This is a genomic window from Kosakonia radicincitans DSM 16656, from assembly GCF_000280495.2.
GTDB lineage: Bacteria > Pseudomonadota > Gammaproteobacteria > Enterobacterales > Enterobacteriaceae > Kosakonia > Kosakonia radicincitans.
The window spans coordinates 5,330,803-5,349,080 of record NZ_CP018016.1 but is presented as its reverse complement, the minus strand read 5'-3'; the positions used below and the strand labels follow the sequence as shown (position 1 = coordinate 5,349,080).

Sequence of the window (18,278 nt, the reverse complement as noted above, 5' to 3'; positions counted from 1 at the left end):
ATGCCGTGTAGAACAGGCGCTGTTCCCGGTGGTTTTGCGGTTTTATTCAGCAGTTAACCGGTCAAAAATCACAAAACTCACCGGGTTCGTAAAGTTTGCACACTAACCAGGCGGATATATGAAGAAGATTGCGTTCGGCTGCGATCATGTCGGGTTTATCCTGAAGGCGGATATCCTGGCGCATCTGTCAGCAAAAGGTATTGAAATCATTGATAAAGGCACATGGTCGACGACACGCACCGATTATCCCCGCTTCGCCAGCGAGGTAGCACAATCGGTACTGAATGGCGAGGCAGACGGCGGTATTTTGATTTGCGGTACCGGCGTTGGCATCTCTATCACCGCCAATAAATTCCCCGGTATTCGTGCGGTGGTGTGTAGCGAACCTTACTCCGCACAGCTTTCGCGCCAGCATAACGACACCAATGTACTGGCGTTCGGTTCGCGCGTTATCGGGCTGGAACTGGCGAAAATGATTGTCGATAACTGGCTGGGCGCCGAGTTTGAAGGCGGTCGCCATCAGCTACGCGTGGATGCGATTGCGCAAATTGAGAAGCAGCCACCTTCCGCCCGTAATTGAGATTCCTCCGCTACCCGCTAAGGCAGCCTCTGCACTAACGTACAGCCAGTCCCCCCTTTGAGACTGGCTTTATGAAACGTTACGCGACCGCGCTGTTATTCGGCGCTCTTTCACTCAGTAGTCAGATGGCGCACGCCGATATTATCGACGACGCTATTGGCAATATTCAGCGGGCAATCGGCGACGCGTACAGCTCTGACGGCAGTCGCGACGATGAAAGCAGCCGCCGCAGCGACGAGCAGTACCGGAATTATGACAACCGCTACCGGCAGCTTGAAGACAGGCGACGCCAGCTTGATGAGCGCCAGCGTCAGCTCGATCGGGAGCGACGCCAGCTGGATGACGAAGAACGCAGGCTGGAAGAGGATGATGATCGCTAACGCGCCAGCACCGGCACGCGCAAACCCAGGCGTTCCGGAACGATATCCTCAAGCAGCGTGATTAGTTGCGGGTCCATAAAATGGTATTGATCAGGAATATCAAGCACATAAACAGGTTTATGCTGCACCAGGCGGCTAAAGTCGGCAAGGATGCTGTTTTTGTGTTTTTCTTCCATCACACAGATGACGTCTGCCCAGGAGAGAATGGCGGGCGAGACAGTTTTTCTCGCATGGCGTTGTGTGCCAGCAGAGCGAGCATTTACCCCGGGGTAGCGACGGAACACCTGCTCAGCGGTCGGGCTGCGCCATTGGTTGCGGCTACAAATAAAAAGCACATTCATGGCAAGTCATACTCTGTAAGCCGCGATGTGCTAATTATTTATTGGTCACACGCGGGTATTTAAGACCCGGTTGCGTTATCCACAACCCTATCAGTGCGAGTCTGTACGCTTTATCCTTCAAACGACCTCTTTACAGGCTGCGTCTGCTTAACCCATGCCGGTAAGCAACGGGACGAATATATCCATATTGTGCGGTCTAATCCAGTACAATCCGCATGCCATCAAAACCCGCCTCAAACCCCGTCGGCAGTGCGTTATTCATCAACCAGACGTCAAAGCGATGCCCGATATGGGTTAGCACGACGCGCGGGCAGCCAATCACCTCATTCAGGGCGATAACGGTGCGCAGATCGTTATGATTTTTCGGCGTCTCTGCGCAGGGCGGTTCACTGCAATCAATGATTACCACCTGCGGGCGATTATTGAGTAAAAACTTAAGCGTCTTATCCGGCAGACCGGCAGTATCCGAAAGCCAGGCGACCCGGCTGTGCGCCGATTCCAGCAAATAACCAAAGGTGAGTTTCGAGTGCTTCAGCGGCAACGGCATGACCTGCAATCCTTGCAGATCGAACACCACAAACGGTTCAACGGTATGGCTGAAATCAAGCAGACCGGGATGTTTAAACAGATCGTCGCAGCCCTGTTCATCCGGCGGGCCGTAAACCGGGATTTTCGCGCCTAAGCCCCAGCGCAGCGGAAACAGCCCCTGCACATGATCCATATGGTAATGCGTCAACAGAATCTGCTGAAACTGACCCGCCGGGAAACGTTCCATTAAATCGGTAAGCCCGGCATCCAGCAGTGTCACCGCGTCGTTAAACTGCACCACGCCGCTGCAAGGCTGGCGACGATATTGCGACTGCTGGCGCGCACGTAAGCAGGCTGCGCAATCGCAACCGAATACCGGAACCAGTTGTGCACCGCCGGTGCCGGTCAGAGTGAGAGTCAGGCTCATAGCGCCTCGCTTTAACGGTTGAGTTAACGTAAACGGCGCGTGCTGCATGCGCCGGCAGCATTACGCACTTTTCCCTTGTTGCGCGCGTATCAACGAGATCAATCCTTCCACTGACTGTAGCAGACTCCCGTCGTTGTTCAGCGTCAGACAGTCACCCGCCGAGTAACGGGCCGCGCGTTCCAGCCGCGCGGTAATTTCCACGCTGCTTTCACGTCCGCGTTTTTCCAGCCGCTGGCGCAAAATCTCCGGTGATACCTGCACATACACTGGCATCAGCACCTCGCCGTATTGCGTCTGCGCCTGCGGCAGATGACCGCGCGAACCGTTGACCACCACATCAAACCCCGCCTGCAACCAGAGATCGACCTCCACGCCGATACCGTAGTAGAGATCGTTGGCGTGCCAGCTCAGGGTAAACAGATGCTGCTCGTCGCGGGTAAAAAACTCCTTTTCGCTTAGCTCGATATGGTTCTCGCTGCCGGAACTTGCCGGGCGCGTGATATAGCGGTGCGCCACCAGCAACTGGGGATGCTCGCGGCTGCGTAGCGCGGCCAGCAGCGTATCTTTTCCGGCACCGGATGGCCCCATCAACCAGATCAGTCTGCCCATCAGAACACCCGTTTCCCCTCGCGCCAGACGTGATCGACGCGGACGTGGTCGCCTTTATTGTGCACCAGCACCAGATCGGCTCGTTTTCCTTCGCCGAGCGTTCCGCGATCGTCAAGCTTGAGCGCCTGTGCCGGATTTTTCGTTACCAACTGAATAGCGCGCGGCAGGGTGAAATCATTCTGCTCATCCGCCGCAACGCGGAAGGCGGCATCCAGCAGGCTGGCGGGATAATAATCCGATGAGAGAATGTCCAGCATGCCGAGCTGCGCCAGTTTATGCGCCGCCACATTGCCGGAGTGCGAGCCGCCGCGCACGATATTCGGCGCACCCATCAGCACGCTCAGGCCGTGCTCGCGCGAGGCTTCGGCGGCGGCAAAGGTGGTGGGGAATTCTGCGATCACGCTGCCTAACTGGTGGGATTCCACCACATGTTCGCGCGTGGCGTCATCATGGCTGGCCAGCGGCAGGTTACGCGCCCGGCAGAGCGCGGCAATTGCCATCCGGTTAGGCTGCGACCATTCGGCGGCCAGCGCCAGTTGCTCCTGTTCAAACGCATCCATTTGTTCGTTGGTCAGGTGATATTTACCCTGATAGTAATCGCGATACTTTTCGTAGCTGGCGTACTGGCGCTGGCCTGGGGAGTGATCCATCAGCGATACCAGCGTCACCGGCTCGCGGCCGACCAGCTTTTCAAACAGCGGCAGAGTGGTGTGGTGCGGCAGTTCGCAGCGTAAATGCAGGCGATGTTCCGCGCGATTTAGCCCGCGTTTTTGCGAATCTTCCACCGCGTTGATCATCTTCTCCAGATTCTCCAGCCGATCGCCGCCGTCGCGCACATCGCCAATGGCGACCGCATCCAGCACTGTAGTGATGCCGTTGGCGACCATCAGCGCGTCGTGGCTGCTCATTGCGGAGTGGGCGGGCCAGTCCACTTTCGGGCGCGGGGTGAAGAATTTGTCGAGGTTGTCCGTATGCAGTTCGATAAGCCCCGGCAGCAACCAGCCGCCGTCACCATCATGAGCGCCTGGCTGGCGGCTTTGGGTTTCGGCGAAGGCGCGGATCACGCCGTCGCGCACTTCCAGCGAACCGTCGACCACTTCGTCTTCAAGGATCAGTTTTACATTGTTGATAATCATGCGGAGATTCCCATCGGAAACAGACGGTCGGCGACGCTTTCGCGCACGGCCTCGTCATGGAATATGCCGACAATCGCTGCGCCGCGCGCTTTGGCCTGCGCGATCAGTTCAACGACGGCGGCGCTGTTTTTCGCATCCAGCGAGGCGGTCGGTTCATCAAGCAGTAGAATCGGGTAGTCAACAATAAAGCCGCGGGCGATGTTGACGCGCTGCTGCTCGCCGCCGGAGAACGTTGCCGGTGCAAGGTGCCACAAGCGTTCCGGCACATTCAGCCGCGTCAGCAACTGGCTGGCTTTGCCGATGCAGACATCGCGGGAAAGCCCCAGCTCCAGCAGCGGTTGCATTACCACGTCCAGCGCGCTGACGCGTGGAATGACGCGTAAAAACTGGCTGACCCAGCCGATGGTATGACGACGCACGTCCAGTACTTTTCGCGCCGGAGCTTGCACCAAATCGACCCATTCATCGCCATGTTTGACATGAATATGCCCGGCGTCCGGCAAATAGTTGGCATACAGCGAGCGCAGCAGCGTCGATTTTCCACTGCCGGAGTGGCCGTGCAGCACCACGCATTCCCCGGCGTTCACCTCCAGCGAGGTGTCGCGCAGCACCGGCAGTCGTACGCCGTTCTGATGGTGCAGCACAAAGGTTTTGCTGACATTTTCCACACGCAAAACAGACATCGCAGACTCCTTAATTTTGCAAGACCGAGGAAACCAGCAACTGGGTATAGGGGTGATGTGGATCGTCGAGCACGCGATCGGTTAACCCACTTTCCACCACCTGGCCCTGTTTCATAACCAGCAGACGGTTTGCCAGCAGGCGTGCGACGCCCAAATCATGGGTCACCATCACCACGGCAAGGTTCATCTCCACCACCAGGCTGCGCAGCAGATCCAGCAAACGTGCCTGAACCGACACATCCAGCCCGCCGGTGGGTTCATCCATAAACACCAGTTTTGGCTGCGTCACGAGATTGCGGGCAATTTGCAGTCGCTGCTGCATCCCGCCGGAAAAGGTGGTAGGCAAATCGTCAATGCGTGACGGTGGGATCTCGACATCCGTCAGCCACTGTTGCGCGCAGGCGCGGATATCACCGTAATGCCGCGCGCCGGTCGCCATCAGCCGCTCGCCGATATTGCCCCCGGCGGAGACCTGGCGGCGCAGGCCATCCAGCGGATGCTGGTGTACCACGCCCCATTCGGTTCGCAGCAGACGGCGACGCTCGGCTTCGCTGATGGCGTACAGATCGCGGTCGTTATAGATAACCTGCCCCTGCTGTGGCGCCAGCCGTGCTGAAATGGCATTCAGCAGGGTGGTTTTACCGGAACCGGATTCGCCGACAATGCCCAGCACTTCACCCGGCCACAGATCGAACGAGACGTCCTGAAACCCTTTGCCTGGCGCGTAGAGATGGGAGAGTTGATTCACCGAAAGCAGCGGTTGGGTCATTTGCGTAAAGCCTCGCTCTGTTGGCGGCAGTAGTCGGTATCGGAGCAGACGAACATGCGCGTGCCGGTATCATCCAGCACCACTTCATCCAGATAGCTGTGGGTGGAACCGCAAATGGCGCACGGTTGATCCCACTTTTGCGGTGCAAAGGGGTAATCCTCAAAGTCGAGGCTCTCGACCTGGGTATACGGTGGAACGGCGTAAATGCGTTTTTCACGCCCGGCACCGAACAGTTGCAGCGCGGGCATGAAGTGCATTTTCGGGTTATCAAACGCCGGGATTGGCGACGGGTCCATCACATAGCGGCCATTCACTTTCACCGGCCAGGCGTAGCGGGTGGTGAAGTTGCCGAAGCGGGCAATGTCTTCATATAGCTTCACCTGCATCACGCCATACTCTTCTAGCGCGTGCATGGTGCGGGTTTCGGTTTCGCGCGGTTCAATAAAGCGCAGCGGCTCCGGGATCGGCACCTGGTAAATCAGGATCTGATCTTCAACCAGCGGCGTTTCAGGAATGCGGTGGCGAGTCTGAATCAGCGTCGCGTCGGCGGTGCGTTCGGTGGTTTCCACGCCGGTAACACGGGTGAAGAACTGGCGGATTGAGACGGCGTTGGTGGTGTCATCCGCGCCCTGATCGATCACTTTCAGCACATCGTCTTCGCCAATGACGCTGGCGGTTAACTGAATACCGCCGGTACCCCAGCCGTAGGGCATCGGCATTTCGCGCCCGCCAAACGGCACCTGGTAACCGGGAATGGCAACCGCTTTTAGCAGCGCCCGGCGGATCATGCGTTTGGTTTGCTCATCAAGAAAAGCAAAGTTGTAACCGGTCAGCGCGTTAGCCACGGGAGCTCTCCTGTTGCAGCTGTCTGAGCAAGTCCAGTTCGGCCTGGAAATCGACGTAGTGGGGAAGTTTGAGGTGCGAGACAAAACCCGCCGCCTCGACGTTATCAGCATGCGCCAGCACAAACTCTTCATCCTGCGCCGGGCTTTTTATCATTTCGCCGTAGTCGGCGGCTTGCAGGGCGCGATCCATCAGCGCCATCGCCATCGCTTTGCGTTCGCCCATGCCGAACACCAGCCCGTAGCCACGGGTAAAGTGCGGCGCGTCCTCTTGCGGGGCGATAAAACCGTTGACCATTTCACATTCGGTGATCAGCAATTCGCCGACATTTACTGCAAACCCCAGCTCTTCGGGCACTATTTCCACGTCGATATAACCGCTGCGGATCTCCCCGGCGAAGGGGTGATTGCGCCCGTAACCGCGCTGGGTGGAGTAGGCCAGCGCCAGCAGATAGCCTTCGTCGCCGCGCGCCAGTTGTTGCAGACGTGCAGAGCGGGAGCAAGGGTAAACCGGCGGCTGGCGGGTGATATCGTCCGGCACGGCGCCGCTCTCCTGTTCAGCTTTCGCCAGCCCCTCTTGTTCCAGAAGCGCAAAGACGTGCGGCGTGGTTTCCGGCTGTACTTCGCGTTTCGGCAATGAGGTCGTTTCGCCCTCGGCCAGCAGCGCAAAATCGAGTAAACGATGGGTGTAATCGTAAGTCGGGCCAAGCAACTGGCCGCCGGGAATGTCTTTGTACACCGCCGAAATCCGGCGCTCTAAACGCATCTTCGCACTGTCAATGGGTTCGCTGACGGCCAGGCGTGGTAGCGTTGTACGGTAGGCGCGCAGCAGAAAGATGGCTTCGACGTTATCGCCGCTTGCCTGTTTCAGCGCCAGCGCCGCCAGTTCCCGATCGGCAATACCGCCTTCGGTCATCACCCGATCGACGGCCAGATGCATCTGTTCAGCAATTTGCGCAACGCTCAGCTCCGCAAGCTCGCTGTCGCCGCGACGCTTATGTTCTTGTAGCGCGTGGGCTGCGGCTATCGCCTTTTCGCCCCCCTTGACAGCAACGTACATCAGAACACCTCCACCAGTGTGGTTCGTGGTATCGCCAGCGCGCGTTCTCCACAGGTCAAGATCACATCGATGCCTGTGGGGAACGAGTGCGGACGGTCGGTAAATTCGTCGGTGATGCACTCCGGCAGCAGCGGCGCAATCATGCGCTCCTCCAGAATGCCGGGGCCAGTCAGGCGCAGCATGCGGCCGCCGCTCAGTGACGGCAGTTGTAAAATCAAGGTGGCGCTGGTTTCCGGGCTGATATCCGTGCCGCAGGGCAGGGCGCTGAGCTGTTCGGCGCTCAGGGTGTGATCGGCGACGGCAAACAGCGACTGCTGCGGCTGGTCAACCAGCGGCGCATTGGTGTGAAAACGCAGGTTCTGGCGTACCAGATCGTTGTCGACGGCAGCTGAGAGCCAGATCGGCGTGTCGTTATCGGCCAGCGTCAGTAATACGCTGGTGGATGCCGGGTTAAGCGGCGACCAGCCATGTTTCAGATGTGGCAACGAGACGATGACGCCCGGCTCGCTCATGGCTTTTAACAGACGGCGAAAACAGTGTTGAGCATCGTGAACCGCCGATGCGAAAGCGGGTTGTAAGGTCATGCGTTATCTCCGCGAACCAGGGTGAAAAAGTCGACCCGGCTGGCGTTGACTTCTGCCAGACGCGCTGCAATGCGCGCGGCGCGGTCCGCTTCCAGCGGGGTTATCAGGGTTTCCATCAGCGTCTGGAAATGGGTTGGCTCCTGCAATAACGCGTCGCACACGGCGCAGCGTTCGGCATGGCCTTTGTCGCGCCCGAGCACCCAGCTAAAGCCGATCTGGCCGCTGCTCAGGCGCACGACGGCGCGGGTCAGCGTGGTGTCGCCGGGGAAGAAGCGATCGCCGGTGCCGCCCATGCGCGCCTGCACCTGCACCAGCCCGGTTTGCGGCTCGCGGACATGCTCATAGTCGGGCGCCAGGCCCAGCGTACGCATCCGCGCCCGCAGCATCTCCGGGGTGGACTGGGCAAGCGCTGCCATCCAGCGTTGACGAGTAGGCGTATCAAAGTGCATCTCAGTGCTCCATGGTGAATTCGATCATGTCGGCGCGGGTCAGGCTGACGGAGTACTCCGTCGCGTTGACGTCGCCTTCGCGATGGTTAAGGGTGCGCACGCAGAGCAGAGGCGCCATATTGGGAATCTCCAGCCAGCGGCTCTCTTTCACCTGCGCACGACGCGCGCTAATGCGCGTCTGGGTACGTTTCAGGCTGATCCCCGCGCGTTCACGCAAAAAGTCATGCAGCGAACCGTGGTCGAACTGTTGCAGCAGCGGCCACAGCGTGAGATCGGCGAAGTAGTGATCAATAAGACAGAGGGCGACGCCATTCACCCGGCGGCGGGTGCGTAAATGCACCACGTTGTCGCCTTCGCTGATGCCTAACGCATCGGCGATGTGCTCGGAGGCCGGACGCAGTACCGCCAGCAGGCGTTCGCTGGTGGGATGGCTGCCCTGATCGAGCAGGTTCTGGCTAAAGCGCGCCTGGGCATTGAGCGGGTAATCAAACGGGCGCATCAGCACCAGCACGCCGATGCCCTGGCGGCGCTGCACCCAGCCTTTCTCCACCAGTTGATCGATGGCGCGGCGTAAAGTGTGGCGATTCACCTCAAAGCGTGCGGCCAGTTGCTGTTCCGCTGGCAGCCAGTCGCCGCAGCGATAGTTATTTCGCAACTCCTGCTCCAGCCTGGCGGCAATCTCCTGATAGCGTGTGGGATAGCTGGTCGGATGTCTGGACAAGTGCATGGTCATCTGAACCTCACGGGTAAAAAACGGCTGCCTTATGGCAGTCATCACAGCGTGAGTCCATGCTGGCGGATTAATGTTTCATTTGGGTTATGCAATCGTTGCTGAGAGATGAAGAGTGATCTGCAACGGGCAAAAAAAGGGAGCCGCTGACGGCTCCCGTTGGGGAATGTGCTGTGAATCAGGTTTGCGGTGGTTTGGCGACGTTGACCATCCACGGGATGCCGAATTTATCTGTCACCATGCCAAAACCCTGCGCCCAGAAGGTTTCCTGCCAGGGCATCGTGATATGGCCTTCGGCGGCAAGAGTGTCAAACCAGGCTTTACCCTGCGCAACATCCTGGGTGGCGAGGCTTAAGGTAAAACCGGCGTACGCCGCAGCGCCTTGTTTGCCGTCGCTCATCATGATCTCACTACCGGCGATGTGCAGGCTGGCGTGAGCAATATCGCTTTCGGCAAACGCGTACCCGGCGGCACAGCCGTCATCATTCGCTTCCGGGGGATTGGGCATTTCGCCGAAGGTGATTTTATAGAGTAATTCAGCCTGTAAAGCCTGCTGGTAGAACTGAATGGCGTCGTTGCACTGGCCTGAAAAAGAGATGTAGGGACTGAGCGGCATAATCATTACCTCTGGTAACGAAATCTGCCATTGAGTGTAGCGGGGGAAAGTGAAAGAAAGCCAGGCGGGAAGTATAAGTTTCCCGCCGAATCATCAGTTCTTTTTAACGAATTCTGATTTCAGTTTCATCGGGCCGAAACCGTCGATTTTACAATCGATATTATGATCGCCTTCGACCAGACGAATATTTTTAACTTTGGTGCCGATCTTCAACATTGAAGAACTGCCTTTTACTTTCAAATCTTTAATTACCGTTACGCTATCGCCGTCGGCCAGCAGATTGCCATTGGCATCCTTGACGATTAATTCATCGGCGTCGTGTGCCGGTTCAGCATTGTTCCACTCGTGAGCGCATTCCGGGCAAATGAACATGCCATTATCTTCATAGGTGTATTCGGAATTACATTTTGGGCAGTGGGGGAGTTGCATAGGGATTTCCTCAAAAGAACATACAACGCTGGCGGTGGCCAGCACAAAAGGCACAATGCCTGAAAGGCGGCAATTATACAGCAAAACCGCACAATTGCCGTTGTTATTATTTTCCAGGCGTGAGGATAAAAAAAGTCCAGGCGGTGACATAACCTGTCATTCGCTTAAGCGATGCTTATCGCAGAAAGGCCGGAAGCAAACTTCCTGAGATAATATTTAGAATATTTTATGGCGGAAATTGCCACCATTTAGTAATTCAGATATGGTGGCGTGTAGTATACGGTGCCATTAGATAACTAAACTGTCATGCCTACTGTGTCTGTCTCTGCGGCAGATAATTTCCTCTCAAAGCGGGTGGGTAAATAATGACGATATATCCTGTTTGTTCCTGAAAATGAGCTACGCTCTAACTCTCTGGTCTTTAAAAGCCGGAGGTGTGACGCTGCCATTTTTTGAGAGAAAAAATTATATTTTCCTGATTATCATCAGGTGTTTATCTTTTCGAAGATATTTTCCACACGTAATTATAAAAGCCGAAACTTCACTAATAAAACATTCCGGCTAAATAAAAGTAAGAAAATTTGCGTTAAGGAAAGACTTTTGTCATGCACACACAAACAATTTTTGAATTAAGCCAGGAAGCAGAAAGGTTGTTACAACTTTCACTGCATAATCTCCAGGCACTGAAAAAAATGCCGGCAGCGACGTTTGATGAGACGAACGCGGTCGGTAAGGCAGAAAATGCCAATGTGCTGCCTTTGCATTTCAGCGCTCGCGGCGTAGAGGCGCAACAGGCTACGCTGCATAACGAATTACGGAAAATCACCCGGCTGGAGATGGTGCTGGCGATCGTCGGTACCATGAAAGCCGGCAAATCCACTACGATTAATGCGATCGTGGGTACGGAAGTATTGCCCAACCGCAACCGGCCGATGACCGCGTTGCCGACGCTTATTCGCCATACGCCGGGTCAGAAAGAGCCGATCCTGCATTTCTCCCATGTCGGCCCGATTGACGCGCTTGCGCAACAACTGCAAACCCGGCTGTTCAACTATGACCGGGAAAAGTTGGCGCAGCAGCTTGAGATCGATAAAGACATGGCTGCGCTGCTGGATCGTATTGCGCAAGGCGATGCATTTGATAAGCACTATCTCGGTGCGCAACCTATTTTCCACTGTTTAAAAAGCCTCAACGACCTGGTGCGCCTGTCGAAAGCGCTGGATGTGGATTTTCCCTTCTCCGCCTATGCGGCGATTGAACATATCCCGGTGATTGAAGTGGAGTTTGTGCATCTGGCCGGGCTGGAGAACCAACTCGGCCAGCTCACGCTGCTGGATACCCCCGGGCCGAATGAAGCCGGGCAGCCGCATCTGCAAAAAATGCTCAACGAACAGCTGGCGCGGGCCTCCGCCGTGCTGGCGGTGATGGATTACACCCAGCTTAAATCTATCTCTGATGAAGAGGTACGCCGCGCGATTTCTGCAGTGGGGCGTTCGGTGCCGCTGTACGCGTTAGTGAATAAATTCGATCAGAAAGATCGTAACAGCGATGACGAAGAGCAGGTGCGGGCGCTGATTTCCGGAACACTAATGAAAGGCAATATCAACCCGACGCAGATCTTTCCGGTCTCTTCCATGTGGGGATATCTGGCTAACCGCGCGCGCCATGAGTTAAAACATCGCGGTCAGTTGCCGGATCCGCAGGAGCAGCGCTGGGTGCAGGATTTTGCCGAAGCGGCGCTGGGCCGCCGCTGGCGCACCGCCGATCTGGACGATATTGAGCATATTCATCACGCGGCAGAGCTGCTGTGGGAAGATTCGCTGTTTGAGAAACCGATCCGTAAGTTACTGCACGCTGCGCATGCCAATGCCTCGCTGTACGCGCTGCGTTCTGCATCGCATAAGCTGCTCAATTACACCCAGAGCGCGCGCGAATATCTCGATTTTCGCTATCAGGGGCTGACGGTGGCTTACGAGCAACTGGAGCAAAATATTACCCGGCTGGAAGAGGATATGGCGCTGCTGCGCACCAGCCAGGCGTCCGTCAGCGACGAGATCGAACATGAAGTCGAAGAGGCGCTGGCGGCAGCGGAGATCTTTATCCACGGCCAGCAGTTCGAAATTGTTGAGGCCATTGATGCCTGGTTCCACGATGGGCAGATGATGGAGGCGTTGGGCGACGGTAAGGCTGATTTGCGCCTTGATGAAGGTTATAACCCCGGTCAACTGGTGCTGGAAAACGAAGGCCAGGCGCAAATTGCGCTGAGCAAGATCCGTTCGGCCTGTGAAACTATTCTGCTGGCGGCGCAGGAGCGCATCAGCCGTGAACTGGCGCTGCGTTTTGATGAGCTGGAAAATACGCTGACGCGTTCGCTGAACGATGCCATGCGCCCGATTGAAACGCGTATTAAAGAAGAGCTTAACCATGCCGGTTTCCGCGCGCGTATCAGTTTCCCTGCGTTCCAGCCCAGTGCGCTCAATTTTAATACCCGTTCCCTGTTCACCAACGTGATCGCCCCGGAAGATACGCCTGCCGGGCAGGCACCGCGTTCCGGCAGTGTGCGGGAAACGGTGTCTCGCTGGTTAAATAACCCCGGTTGGGGTTGGGATGATTATGTCGCTACCCGCACCCGTTACGTGATTGATATTGCCGCGCTGCATAAAAAGCTGATCGGCCATGTGGCTCATTTTTGTGAACAAATTCGTAAAGCTTTGGCAGCGCAGGTCGATGTTTCTGTTACGGCTGGGATGGCAACATTTTTCGCCGAATTCTCGTTAAGTCTTGCGGGACTACAGGAAAGTTTGCGTGACAGCCTGGCGATACGTCAGCAAAACGAATCATCAGTGCAGATGTTGCGTCAGCATCTGCAACAGAGCATCAGGACGGCTAACTGGATCCATGAAGATGCCCGGCTGTTACGCGATGATATACAAACCTTATTCGCAGCAGAGCAGCCATGAAAAATCAACTTCTGGATGGCCCCGGACGGGTACTTGAGTGTATTCATCCAAAATTTATCGTTGATCTGGTGCAGGGCGCAGACGCTGCGCGCCAGTCGCCGGTTGTGCCTCAGCAGCAGTTATTTCGTGAACGCCTGACGCAAGAGATCATGGCGCAAACTCAACTGCGGCCGTGGGCGATGTCCGGCGTATTAAATGAAAACGACACCCTACGTTTAGGGCTGGCGGAGAAGCTGGCGAGCATGCTCGACCCCGGACATCTGGCACTCACGCGCATTACCCAGCGGCTTAGCGCATTGCAGCAGACGGAACGGCGTTCGGTAAATCCTGGCAGCGTACAACAGTATGAAGAGTTGTTGAGCCACTTCAGCCAGCGCGCCGCCTGGAAAGAGAAAGCGCTGACGCAACGTGGGCTGGCGGTACAGGCCGGACATCACAGCGAACAGGTTTTTGCCCACTGGCGCGCCGGAAACTACAACGGCTGGTCGATGGCCGGGCGCTGTTATGTGGCGCTGGAGGAGCTGCGCTGGGGCGCTTTTGGCGATGCCTGTCGTCTGGGCAACGAAGATGTGGCGCAAATGCTGAAAGATAATTTATGCGCCATGGCCGCCGATTTTCTGGCGCAGGGGATCAATGCCTCACCGGCGACCCGCCATTTTTATCATCAGTGGCTGGCAACGCCTTCCACGCCGGGGCTGATGGATTATAAGGATTTACTCGGCTGGCTTGGCGACTGGTGCGATGCCGAACGCCATCCTATTTGCTGGTCGGTCACGCAGAGCTGGCAGACCGTAGCCCTCGGCATGCCGCGTCTCTGTTCAGCATCACGTATCGCTACGGCGATGGTGGAAGAGATCTTCGGTGAGTAAAACGGTGTGCCCCGCAATTGTCTGGCCGGTCGGGCTGGTAATCGCAGGACATAGCGAACAGCAAAAAGCCCCGTCAGGGGCTTTTTTTATGCGCTATTAATGCCCGGTGGATTCGACCGGTTTCTCTGCACGGTCTGCGGCTTGCGCTGGATTGCCAAAGCGTTTGGCATACAGGGCGGTGATAATCGGCACCAGAATCGCCGTCACAATCACACTCGCGGCGACTAACGCCGTTGCGGAGGCGGCAACCGGTTCAAACGCCGGGTTGATCTGCGCAATAATCACCGGGTTCGCTACTGCCGCACCGGCGGCTGAAGAGGCTGCGACGCCTGCCGTACCGTTACCGCCACCGATCACGCGGTCGGCAATAATCAGCGGAATACCGGTGATGATGATGACCGCAACGCCGAGGAAAATGCCCAGCAGACCGGTCTGCATAATCACGCTCAGGTTGATGGTGTTACCCAGCGCGAAGCCGAAGAACGGAATCAGCACCGGCGTTGCTTTGCTGAAGAAAGCGCGCAGATCGTGATCGAGGTTACCCAGCGCAAAACCAATCAGGAACGGCAGAACCGCGCCAACGAAGTGGTGGGGTTCAAAGGAAGCGAGGCCGGCGGAACCGAGGATCACCATGGTCATCAGCGGGCCGGACTCCAGCGACATCAGAACGAAAGCGCCCGATTCTTCTTTGCTGCCGTACTGGTTCATCAGGCTGGCATACAGACCGCCGTTGGTCATATCCATGGCGGAAACCAGCGCCAGCACCGAAAGCCCGGCAAAGAAACCGGTCTGAATTCCGCTGTCCGGAATAAATGACGCGGCGATCATCGCCACGAGCCAGGCGACAGCGATTTTGGTCAGCACCAGCGTGCCGGATTTACGTAATACGGTGCCGGTTGCACGCAAATCAATGGAGGCGCCAATACAGAAAAACCAGACTGCAAGAATCGGCACCGTACCGCTAATCATGCCTTTGGTGAAAGAGCCGAAATAAGCCCCGGTATCCGGCGCCAGTGTATTCAGGATTGCCCCCAACAGCAGCGGAACCAGCATCATCCCGCCAGGGATACGTTCAATCGTGGCCTTGATTTTCATAGAGAATCCTCACTGCTCGTCATTATCATGAACGAGGAAAGCTAAAAATTAATACCTTTCGATTCAGGTGGTTAAATACTGTCGCTCGTTAAATATTCACTATCGACTTTCACGGAACGCCCTGGAATTGACTGACAATCCTTGCAAGACATTTCTTAGCGCCGCTTTTTATGGGCGTATCATGCTTTCTATGGAATATTGATTCAATAAGAATAAAACAATGTTTTAGTTATTCCGATCACATATTCTGTGTAAAGATTTGTTGGTGTTATTTCTGTTATTAGAGATGTAATTAGGTTGTGACGAAATATAGCGACTAGGACACTAGCAAAGTAATAATCACGACCGTGATAAAACATGGGTATTTAGCGTGGATATAAGCCGCGTTGTGCTGTGGAAAAAGGGTGTGCAGGGGATGAAAAGGAGGGGCTGAATATCGCTGGGTAAAACTGTGTGAATTTGATCACATTTTTAAACCCTGTTAGGGTAAATAAGTCATTCACTGCCCAGCAGGCGTCAACAGGTTCGGTTGTACGGCGGAAAACCGCCAGTGTAAGTAAACCTGCTACGCTTGAACAGGAAGGCTGAAAAGCTGTAAAAACGCCCGGCAGGGATAAGCGTCGGGCGGTTCAGGGCGCAAGCTAAAGAGGAAAACATGCATGTTAAAAAGGAAAAAAGTTAAACCCATTACATTGCGCGATGTGACCATCATTGACGATGCGAAATTGCGCAAAGCGATTACCGCCGCTTCACTCGGTAATGCGATGGAGTGGTTTGATTTCGGCGTCTACGGCTTTGTCGCCTACGCCCTTGGTAAGGTGTTCTTCCCCGATGCAAACCCCAGCGTACAGATGATTGCTGCGCTCGGGACATTCTCCGTTCCTTTCTTGATTCGCCCGCTGGGCGGTCTGTTCTTCGGTATGTTGGGCGATAAGTACGGGCGACAGAAAATCCTCGCTATCACCATTGTCATCATGTCGATCAGTACGTTCTGTATCGGGCTGATCCCCTCCTACGCCACGATAGGCATCTGGGCGCCGATTCTGCTGCTGCTGTGTAAGATGGCGCAGGGTTTCTCCGTCGGCGGCGAGTATACCGGCGCGTCGATCTTTGTTGCGGAGTACTCCCCGGACCGTAAGCGCGGTTTTATGGGAAGCTGGCTGGACTTTGGTTCGATTGCCGGTTTTGTGCTTGGCGCGGGCGTGGTCGTGCTGCTCTCCACCGTGGTGGGCGAGGAGAACTTCCTGGACTGGGGCTGGCGTGTTCCGTTCTTCCTGGCGCTGCCGCTCGGCCTTATTGGCCTCTATTTGCGCCACGCGCTGGAAGAGACCCCGGCGTTCCAGCAGCATGTCGATAAGCTGGAGCAGGGCGATCGTCAGGGGTTGCAAGAGGGGCCGAAAGTCTCGTTTAAAGAGATCGCCACCAAACACTGGCGCGCGCTGTTGACCTGTATTGGCCTGGTGATTTCCACCAACGTCACCTACTACATGCTGCTGACCTATATGCCGAGCTACCTGTCGCATAACCTGCACTACTCGGAAGATCACGGCGTGTTGATCATCATCGCGATCATGATTGGTATGCTGTTTGTCCAGCCGGTGATGGGGCTGCTGAGTGACCGCTTTGGCCGCCGCCCGTTCGTGCTGCTGGGCAGCGTGGCGCTGTTTGCTCTCGCCGTTCCGTGTTTTATTCTGATTAACAGCAATGTGATTGGCTTGATTTTCGCGGGCCTGCTGATGCTGGCGGTGATCCTCAACTGCTTTACCGGCGTGATGGCCTCTACGCTGCCCGCCATGTTCCCGACGCATATTCGCTACAGTGCGCTGGCGAGCGCCTTTAACATCTCGATTCTGATAGCCGGTCTGACGCCGACCCTGACGGCCTGGCTGGTAGAAAGCTCAGAGAATCTGTTAATGCCCGCTTACTACCTGATGATTGTGGCGGTGATTGGCCTGATTACCGGCCTGACGATGAAAGAGACCGCGAACCGCCCGCTGAAAGGCGCGACGCCCGCCGCATCGGATATTCAGGAAGCGAAAGAGATCCTGCGCGAGCATCACGACAATATCGAACAGAAAATCGAAGATATCGACGCGGAGATCGCCGAGTTGCAGGCGAAGCGCACGCGTCTGGTGGATCAACATCCGCGCATCAACGAGTAAGCATTACTGCTAAAAAAAGACCCGTAAGGGTCTTTTTTTAGCAGCATAAAGGCGCCGCTTAACAACCCGCCGCAATAAAATCGCCGTTCGCGCTGACCGGGATCACCGTCAGGAACAGCACCACGGCAAACAGCATCAGCGCCACGCCACTGGCAATTTTTAGCACGGGTACCAGCCAGCGCATCTGACTTGCGTCATCGCCAAAAAAGGTGGCTGTCCGGTTGCGCGCATAGCGCACGGCCAGCGACAGACCGAGGATTGACAGCGCGGTGCCAATCGCCATGGTCATCACTGCCGCAATCCCCCAGCTCACAATGCCGAGCGCGTTCGAGAACAGTAAAATCATGATTGCCCCGCTGCACGGCCTCGCGCCAATGGCGAGGATCACGCCGAGGCGGGTTTTCCAGTCGCCCTGCGTGCTGGCGCCGACGCCATGATGGCCGCAGCCGCAATCGGCATCATGTTGATGTAGCGGTGAAAACGCATTGAATTTCAGTGTGCGTGGCCGCAGGCTTTTCGCGGCATTCCACGCCACATACGCGCCGAAGCCGCCAATCATTACGGCGCTGACTTTCTCCACGTACCAGCGGCTTTCACTGAGATCGCCGGAGGCGAGGTTAAACCCGACCGCCAGCACGAAGACAAACAGAATGGCGCTGACGCCCTGCATCAGGCTGCCCAGCACCGGGATGACGCGCGCGGCGGTCTGGCTTTCGTTATTCGTGCTGAGGTAGGTTGTCACGATAAATTTGCCGTGGCCTGGCCCAACAGCATGCAGTACGCCGTAAAAAAATGCGCCGACCAGCAGCCATACTCCGCCGCTATATTGGTGGTTATTGAGCTGAAGCAGATACATGACCAGGTAACGGTGCAGGGTGATTTGCGTCGCCAGACACCATTGCAGAAATGCCGCCCAGTGGGTGTGTAGCGTGAACAAAGCCGCTACCGCTACCGCCAGCACGGCGAATGCGACCGGCCATCGCCAGTCGCGGGTCAGAATTTGCGTGGTCATAGAATTCAGGGGATTGG

General features: G+C 56.2%; 20 protein-coding genes. 5 read left to right on the top strand and 15 right to left on the bottom strand.

What is annotated here, in order from left to right; all coding sequences use genetic code 11:
• The first annotated feature begins 118 nt into the window (after positions 1 to 118).
• Together rpiB and yjdP are read left to right on the top strand one after the other, a co-directional pair.
• The gene (gene rpiB / locus Y71_RS25745; protein ID WP_007372516.1) at positions 119 to 580 is read left to right on the top strand and encodes a bifunctional allose-6-phosphate isomerase/ribose-5-phosphate isomerase RpiB; all 462 of its coding nucleotides are present in this window, start codon (positions 119 to 121) and stop codon (positions 578 to 580) included.
• Between the two features lie 71 nt (positions 581 to 651).
• Positions 652 to 960, top strand: coding sequence for a DDRRRQL repeat protein YjdP (gene yjdP, locus Y71_RS25740; RefSeq protein WP_007372517.1), 309 nt, complete (start codon positions 652 to 654; stop codon positions 958 to 960).
• Here yjdP and Y71_RS25735 read toward each other — a convergent pair.
• The 13 genes from Y71_RS25735 to Y71_RS25675 all read right to left on the bottom strand — a co-directional run bounded on the left by Y71_RS25735 (position 957) and on the right by Y71_RS25675 (position 10,163).
• Positions 957 to 1,301, bottom strand: a complete 345-nt coding sequence (locus Y71_RS25735) for a low molecular weight protein tyrosine phosphatase family protein (protein WP_007372518.1) — start codon at positions 1,299 to 1,301, stop codon at positions 957 to 959. The genes yjdP and Y71_RS25735 overlap by 4 nt on opposite strands.
• Positions 1,302 to 1,497: 196 nt before the next feature.
• On the bottom strand, positions 1,498 to 2,256 hold the full coding sequence (gene phnP, locus Y71_RS25730) for a phosphonate metabolism protein PhnP (protein WP_007372519.1): 759 nt from the start codon (positions 2,254 to 2,256) through the stop codon (positions 1,498 to 1,500).
• 60 nt (positions 2,257 to 2,316) lie between these two features.
• Positions 2,317 to 2,868, bottom strand: a complete 552-nt coding sequence (phnN, locus tag Y71_RS25725) for a ribose 1,5-bisphosphokinase (RefSeq protein WP_227136898.1) — start codon at positions 2,866 to 2,868, stop codon at positions 2,317 to 2,319.
• Positions 2,865 to 4,001 (bottom strand): alpha-D-ribose 1-methylphosphonate 5-triphosphate diphosphatase, encoded by a 1,137-nt coding sequence (phnM, locus tag Y71_RS25720; protein WP_007372521.1) that lies wholly within the window; start codon positions 3,999 to 4,001, stop codon positions 2,865 to 2,867. Before phnM ends, phnN begins: the two co-directional genes overlap by 4 nt.
• The gene (phnL, locus tag Y71_RS25715) at positions 3,998 to 4,684 is read right to left on the bottom strand and encodes a phosphonate C-P lyase system protein PhnL (RefSeq protein WP_035886928.1); all 687 of its coding nucleotides are present in this window, start codon (positions 4,682 to 4,684) and stop codon (positions 3,998 to 4,000) included. Before phnL ends, phnM begins: the two co-directional genes overlap by 4 nt.
• A 10-nt stretch (positions 4,685 to 4,694) precedes the next feature.
• The gene (gene phnK / locus Y71_RS25710; protein WP_007372523.1) at positions 4,695 to 5,453 is read right to left on the bottom strand and encodes a phosphonate C-P lyase system protein PhnK; all 759 of its coding nucleotides are present in this window, start codon (positions 5,451 to 5,453) and stop codon (positions 4,695 to 4,697) included.
• Positions 5,450 to 6,298, bottom strand: coding sequence for an alpha-D-ribose 1-methylphosphonate 5-phosphate C-P-lyase PhnJ (locus Y71_RS25705; protein WP_007372524.1), 849 nt, complete (start codon positions 6,296 to 6,298; stop codon positions 5,450 to 5,452). The genes phnK and Y71_RS25705 overlap by 4 nt, the downstream gene beginning before the upstream one ends.
• On the bottom strand, positions 6,291 to 7,355 hold the full coding sequence (locus Y71_RS25700) for a carbon-phosphorus lyase complex subunit (RefSeq protein ID WP_007372525.1): 1,065 nt from the start codon (positions 7,353 to 7,355) through the stop codon (positions 6,291 to 6,293). Before Y71_RS25700 ends, Y71_RS25705 begins: the two co-directional genes overlap by 8 nt.
• On the bottom strand, positions 7,355 to 7,939 hold the full coding sequence (phnH, locus tag Y71_RS25695; protein ID WP_007372526.1) for a phosphonate C-P lyase system protein PhnH: 585 nt from the start codon (positions 7,937 to 7,939) through the stop codon (positions 7,355 to 7,357). The genes Y71_RS25700 and phnH overlap by 1 nt, the downstream gene beginning before the upstream one ends.
• Positions 7,936 to 8,388: a phosphonate C-P lyase system protein PhnG gene (gene phnG / locus Y71_RS25690; RefSeq protein ID WP_007372527.1), complete on the bottom strand. Its 453-nt coding sequence runs from the start codon at positions 8,386 to 8,388 to the stop codon at positions 7,936 to 7,938. The genes phnH and phnG overlap by 4 nt, the downstream gene beginning before the upstream one ends.
• A 1-nt stretch (position 8,389) precedes the next feature.
• The gene (phnF, locus tag Y71_RS25685) at positions 8,390 to 9,115 is read right to left on the bottom strand and encodes a phosphonate metabolism transcriptional regulator PhnF (RefSeq protein WP_007372528.1); all 726 of its coding nucleotides are present in this window, start codon (positions 9,113 to 9,115) and stop codon (positions 8,390 to 8,392) included.
• Positions 9,116 to 9,296: 181 nt separating this feature from the next.
• Positions 9,297 to 9,734 carry a VOC family metalloprotein YjdN gene (gene yjdN, locus Y71_RS25680; RefSeq protein ID WP_007372529.1) on the bottom strand — a complete coding sequence of 146 codons (438 nt, stop codon included), beginning with the start codon at positions 9,732 to 9,734 and terminating at the stop codon, positions 9,297 to 9,299.
• A gap of 93 nt (positions 9,735 to 9,827) precedes the next feature.
• A complete protein-coding gene (locus tag Y71_RS25675) occupies positions 9,828 to 10,163 on the bottom strand; it encodes a zinc ribbon domain-containing protein YjdM (protein ID WP_007372530.1) in 336 nt (111 codons plus the stop codon).
• A gap of 605 nt (positions 10,164 to 10,768) precedes the next feature.
• On the opposite strand from Y71_RS25675, the gene crfC reads away from it, so the two are divergent.
• On the top strand, positions 10,769 to 13,123 hold the full coding sequence (gene crfC, locus Y71_RS25670; protein WP_007372531.1) for a clamp-binding protein CrfC: 2,355 nt from the start codon (positions 10,769 to 10,771) through the stop codon (positions 13,121 to 13,123).
• On the top strand, positions 13,120 to 13,992 hold the full coding sequence (locus tag Y71_RS25665; protein ID WP_007372532.1) for a diguanylate cyclase regulator RdcB family protein: 873 nt from the start codon (positions 13,120 to 13,122) through the stop codon (positions 13,990 to 13,992). The genes crfC and Y71_RS25665 overlap by 4 nt, the downstream gene beginning before the upstream one ends.
• 96 nt (positions 13,993 to 14,088) lie before the next feature.
• On the opposite strand, the gene kdgT is transcribed toward Y71_RS25665, so the two are convergent.
• Positions 14,089 to 15,087, bottom strand: a complete 999-nt coding sequence (kdgT, locus tag Y71_RS25660; RefSeq protein ID WP_007372533.1) for a 2-keto-3-deoxygluconate transporter — start codon at positions 15,085 to 15,087, stop codon at positions 14,089 to 14,091.
• Positions 15,088 to 15,746: 659 nt separating this feature from the next.
• Here kdgT and proP point away from each other — a divergent pair.
• On the top strand, positions 15,747 to 17,249 hold the full coding sequence (gene proP / locus Y71_RS25655; protein WP_007372535.1) for a glycine betaine/L-proline transporter ProP: 1,503 nt from the start codon (positions 15,747 to 15,749) through the stop codon (positions 17,247 to 17,249).
• Positions 17,250 to 17,307: 58 nt separating this feature from the next.
• On the opposite strand, the gene Y71_RS25650 is transcribed toward proP, so the two are convergent.
• Positions 17,308 to 18,261, bottom strand: coding sequence for a nickel/cobalt transporter (locus tag Y71_RS25650; RefSeq protein WP_007372536.1), 954 nt, complete (start codon positions 18,259 to 18,261; stop codon positions 17,308 to 17,310).
• Between the last annotated feature and the right edge of the window lie 17 nt (positions 18,262 to 18,278).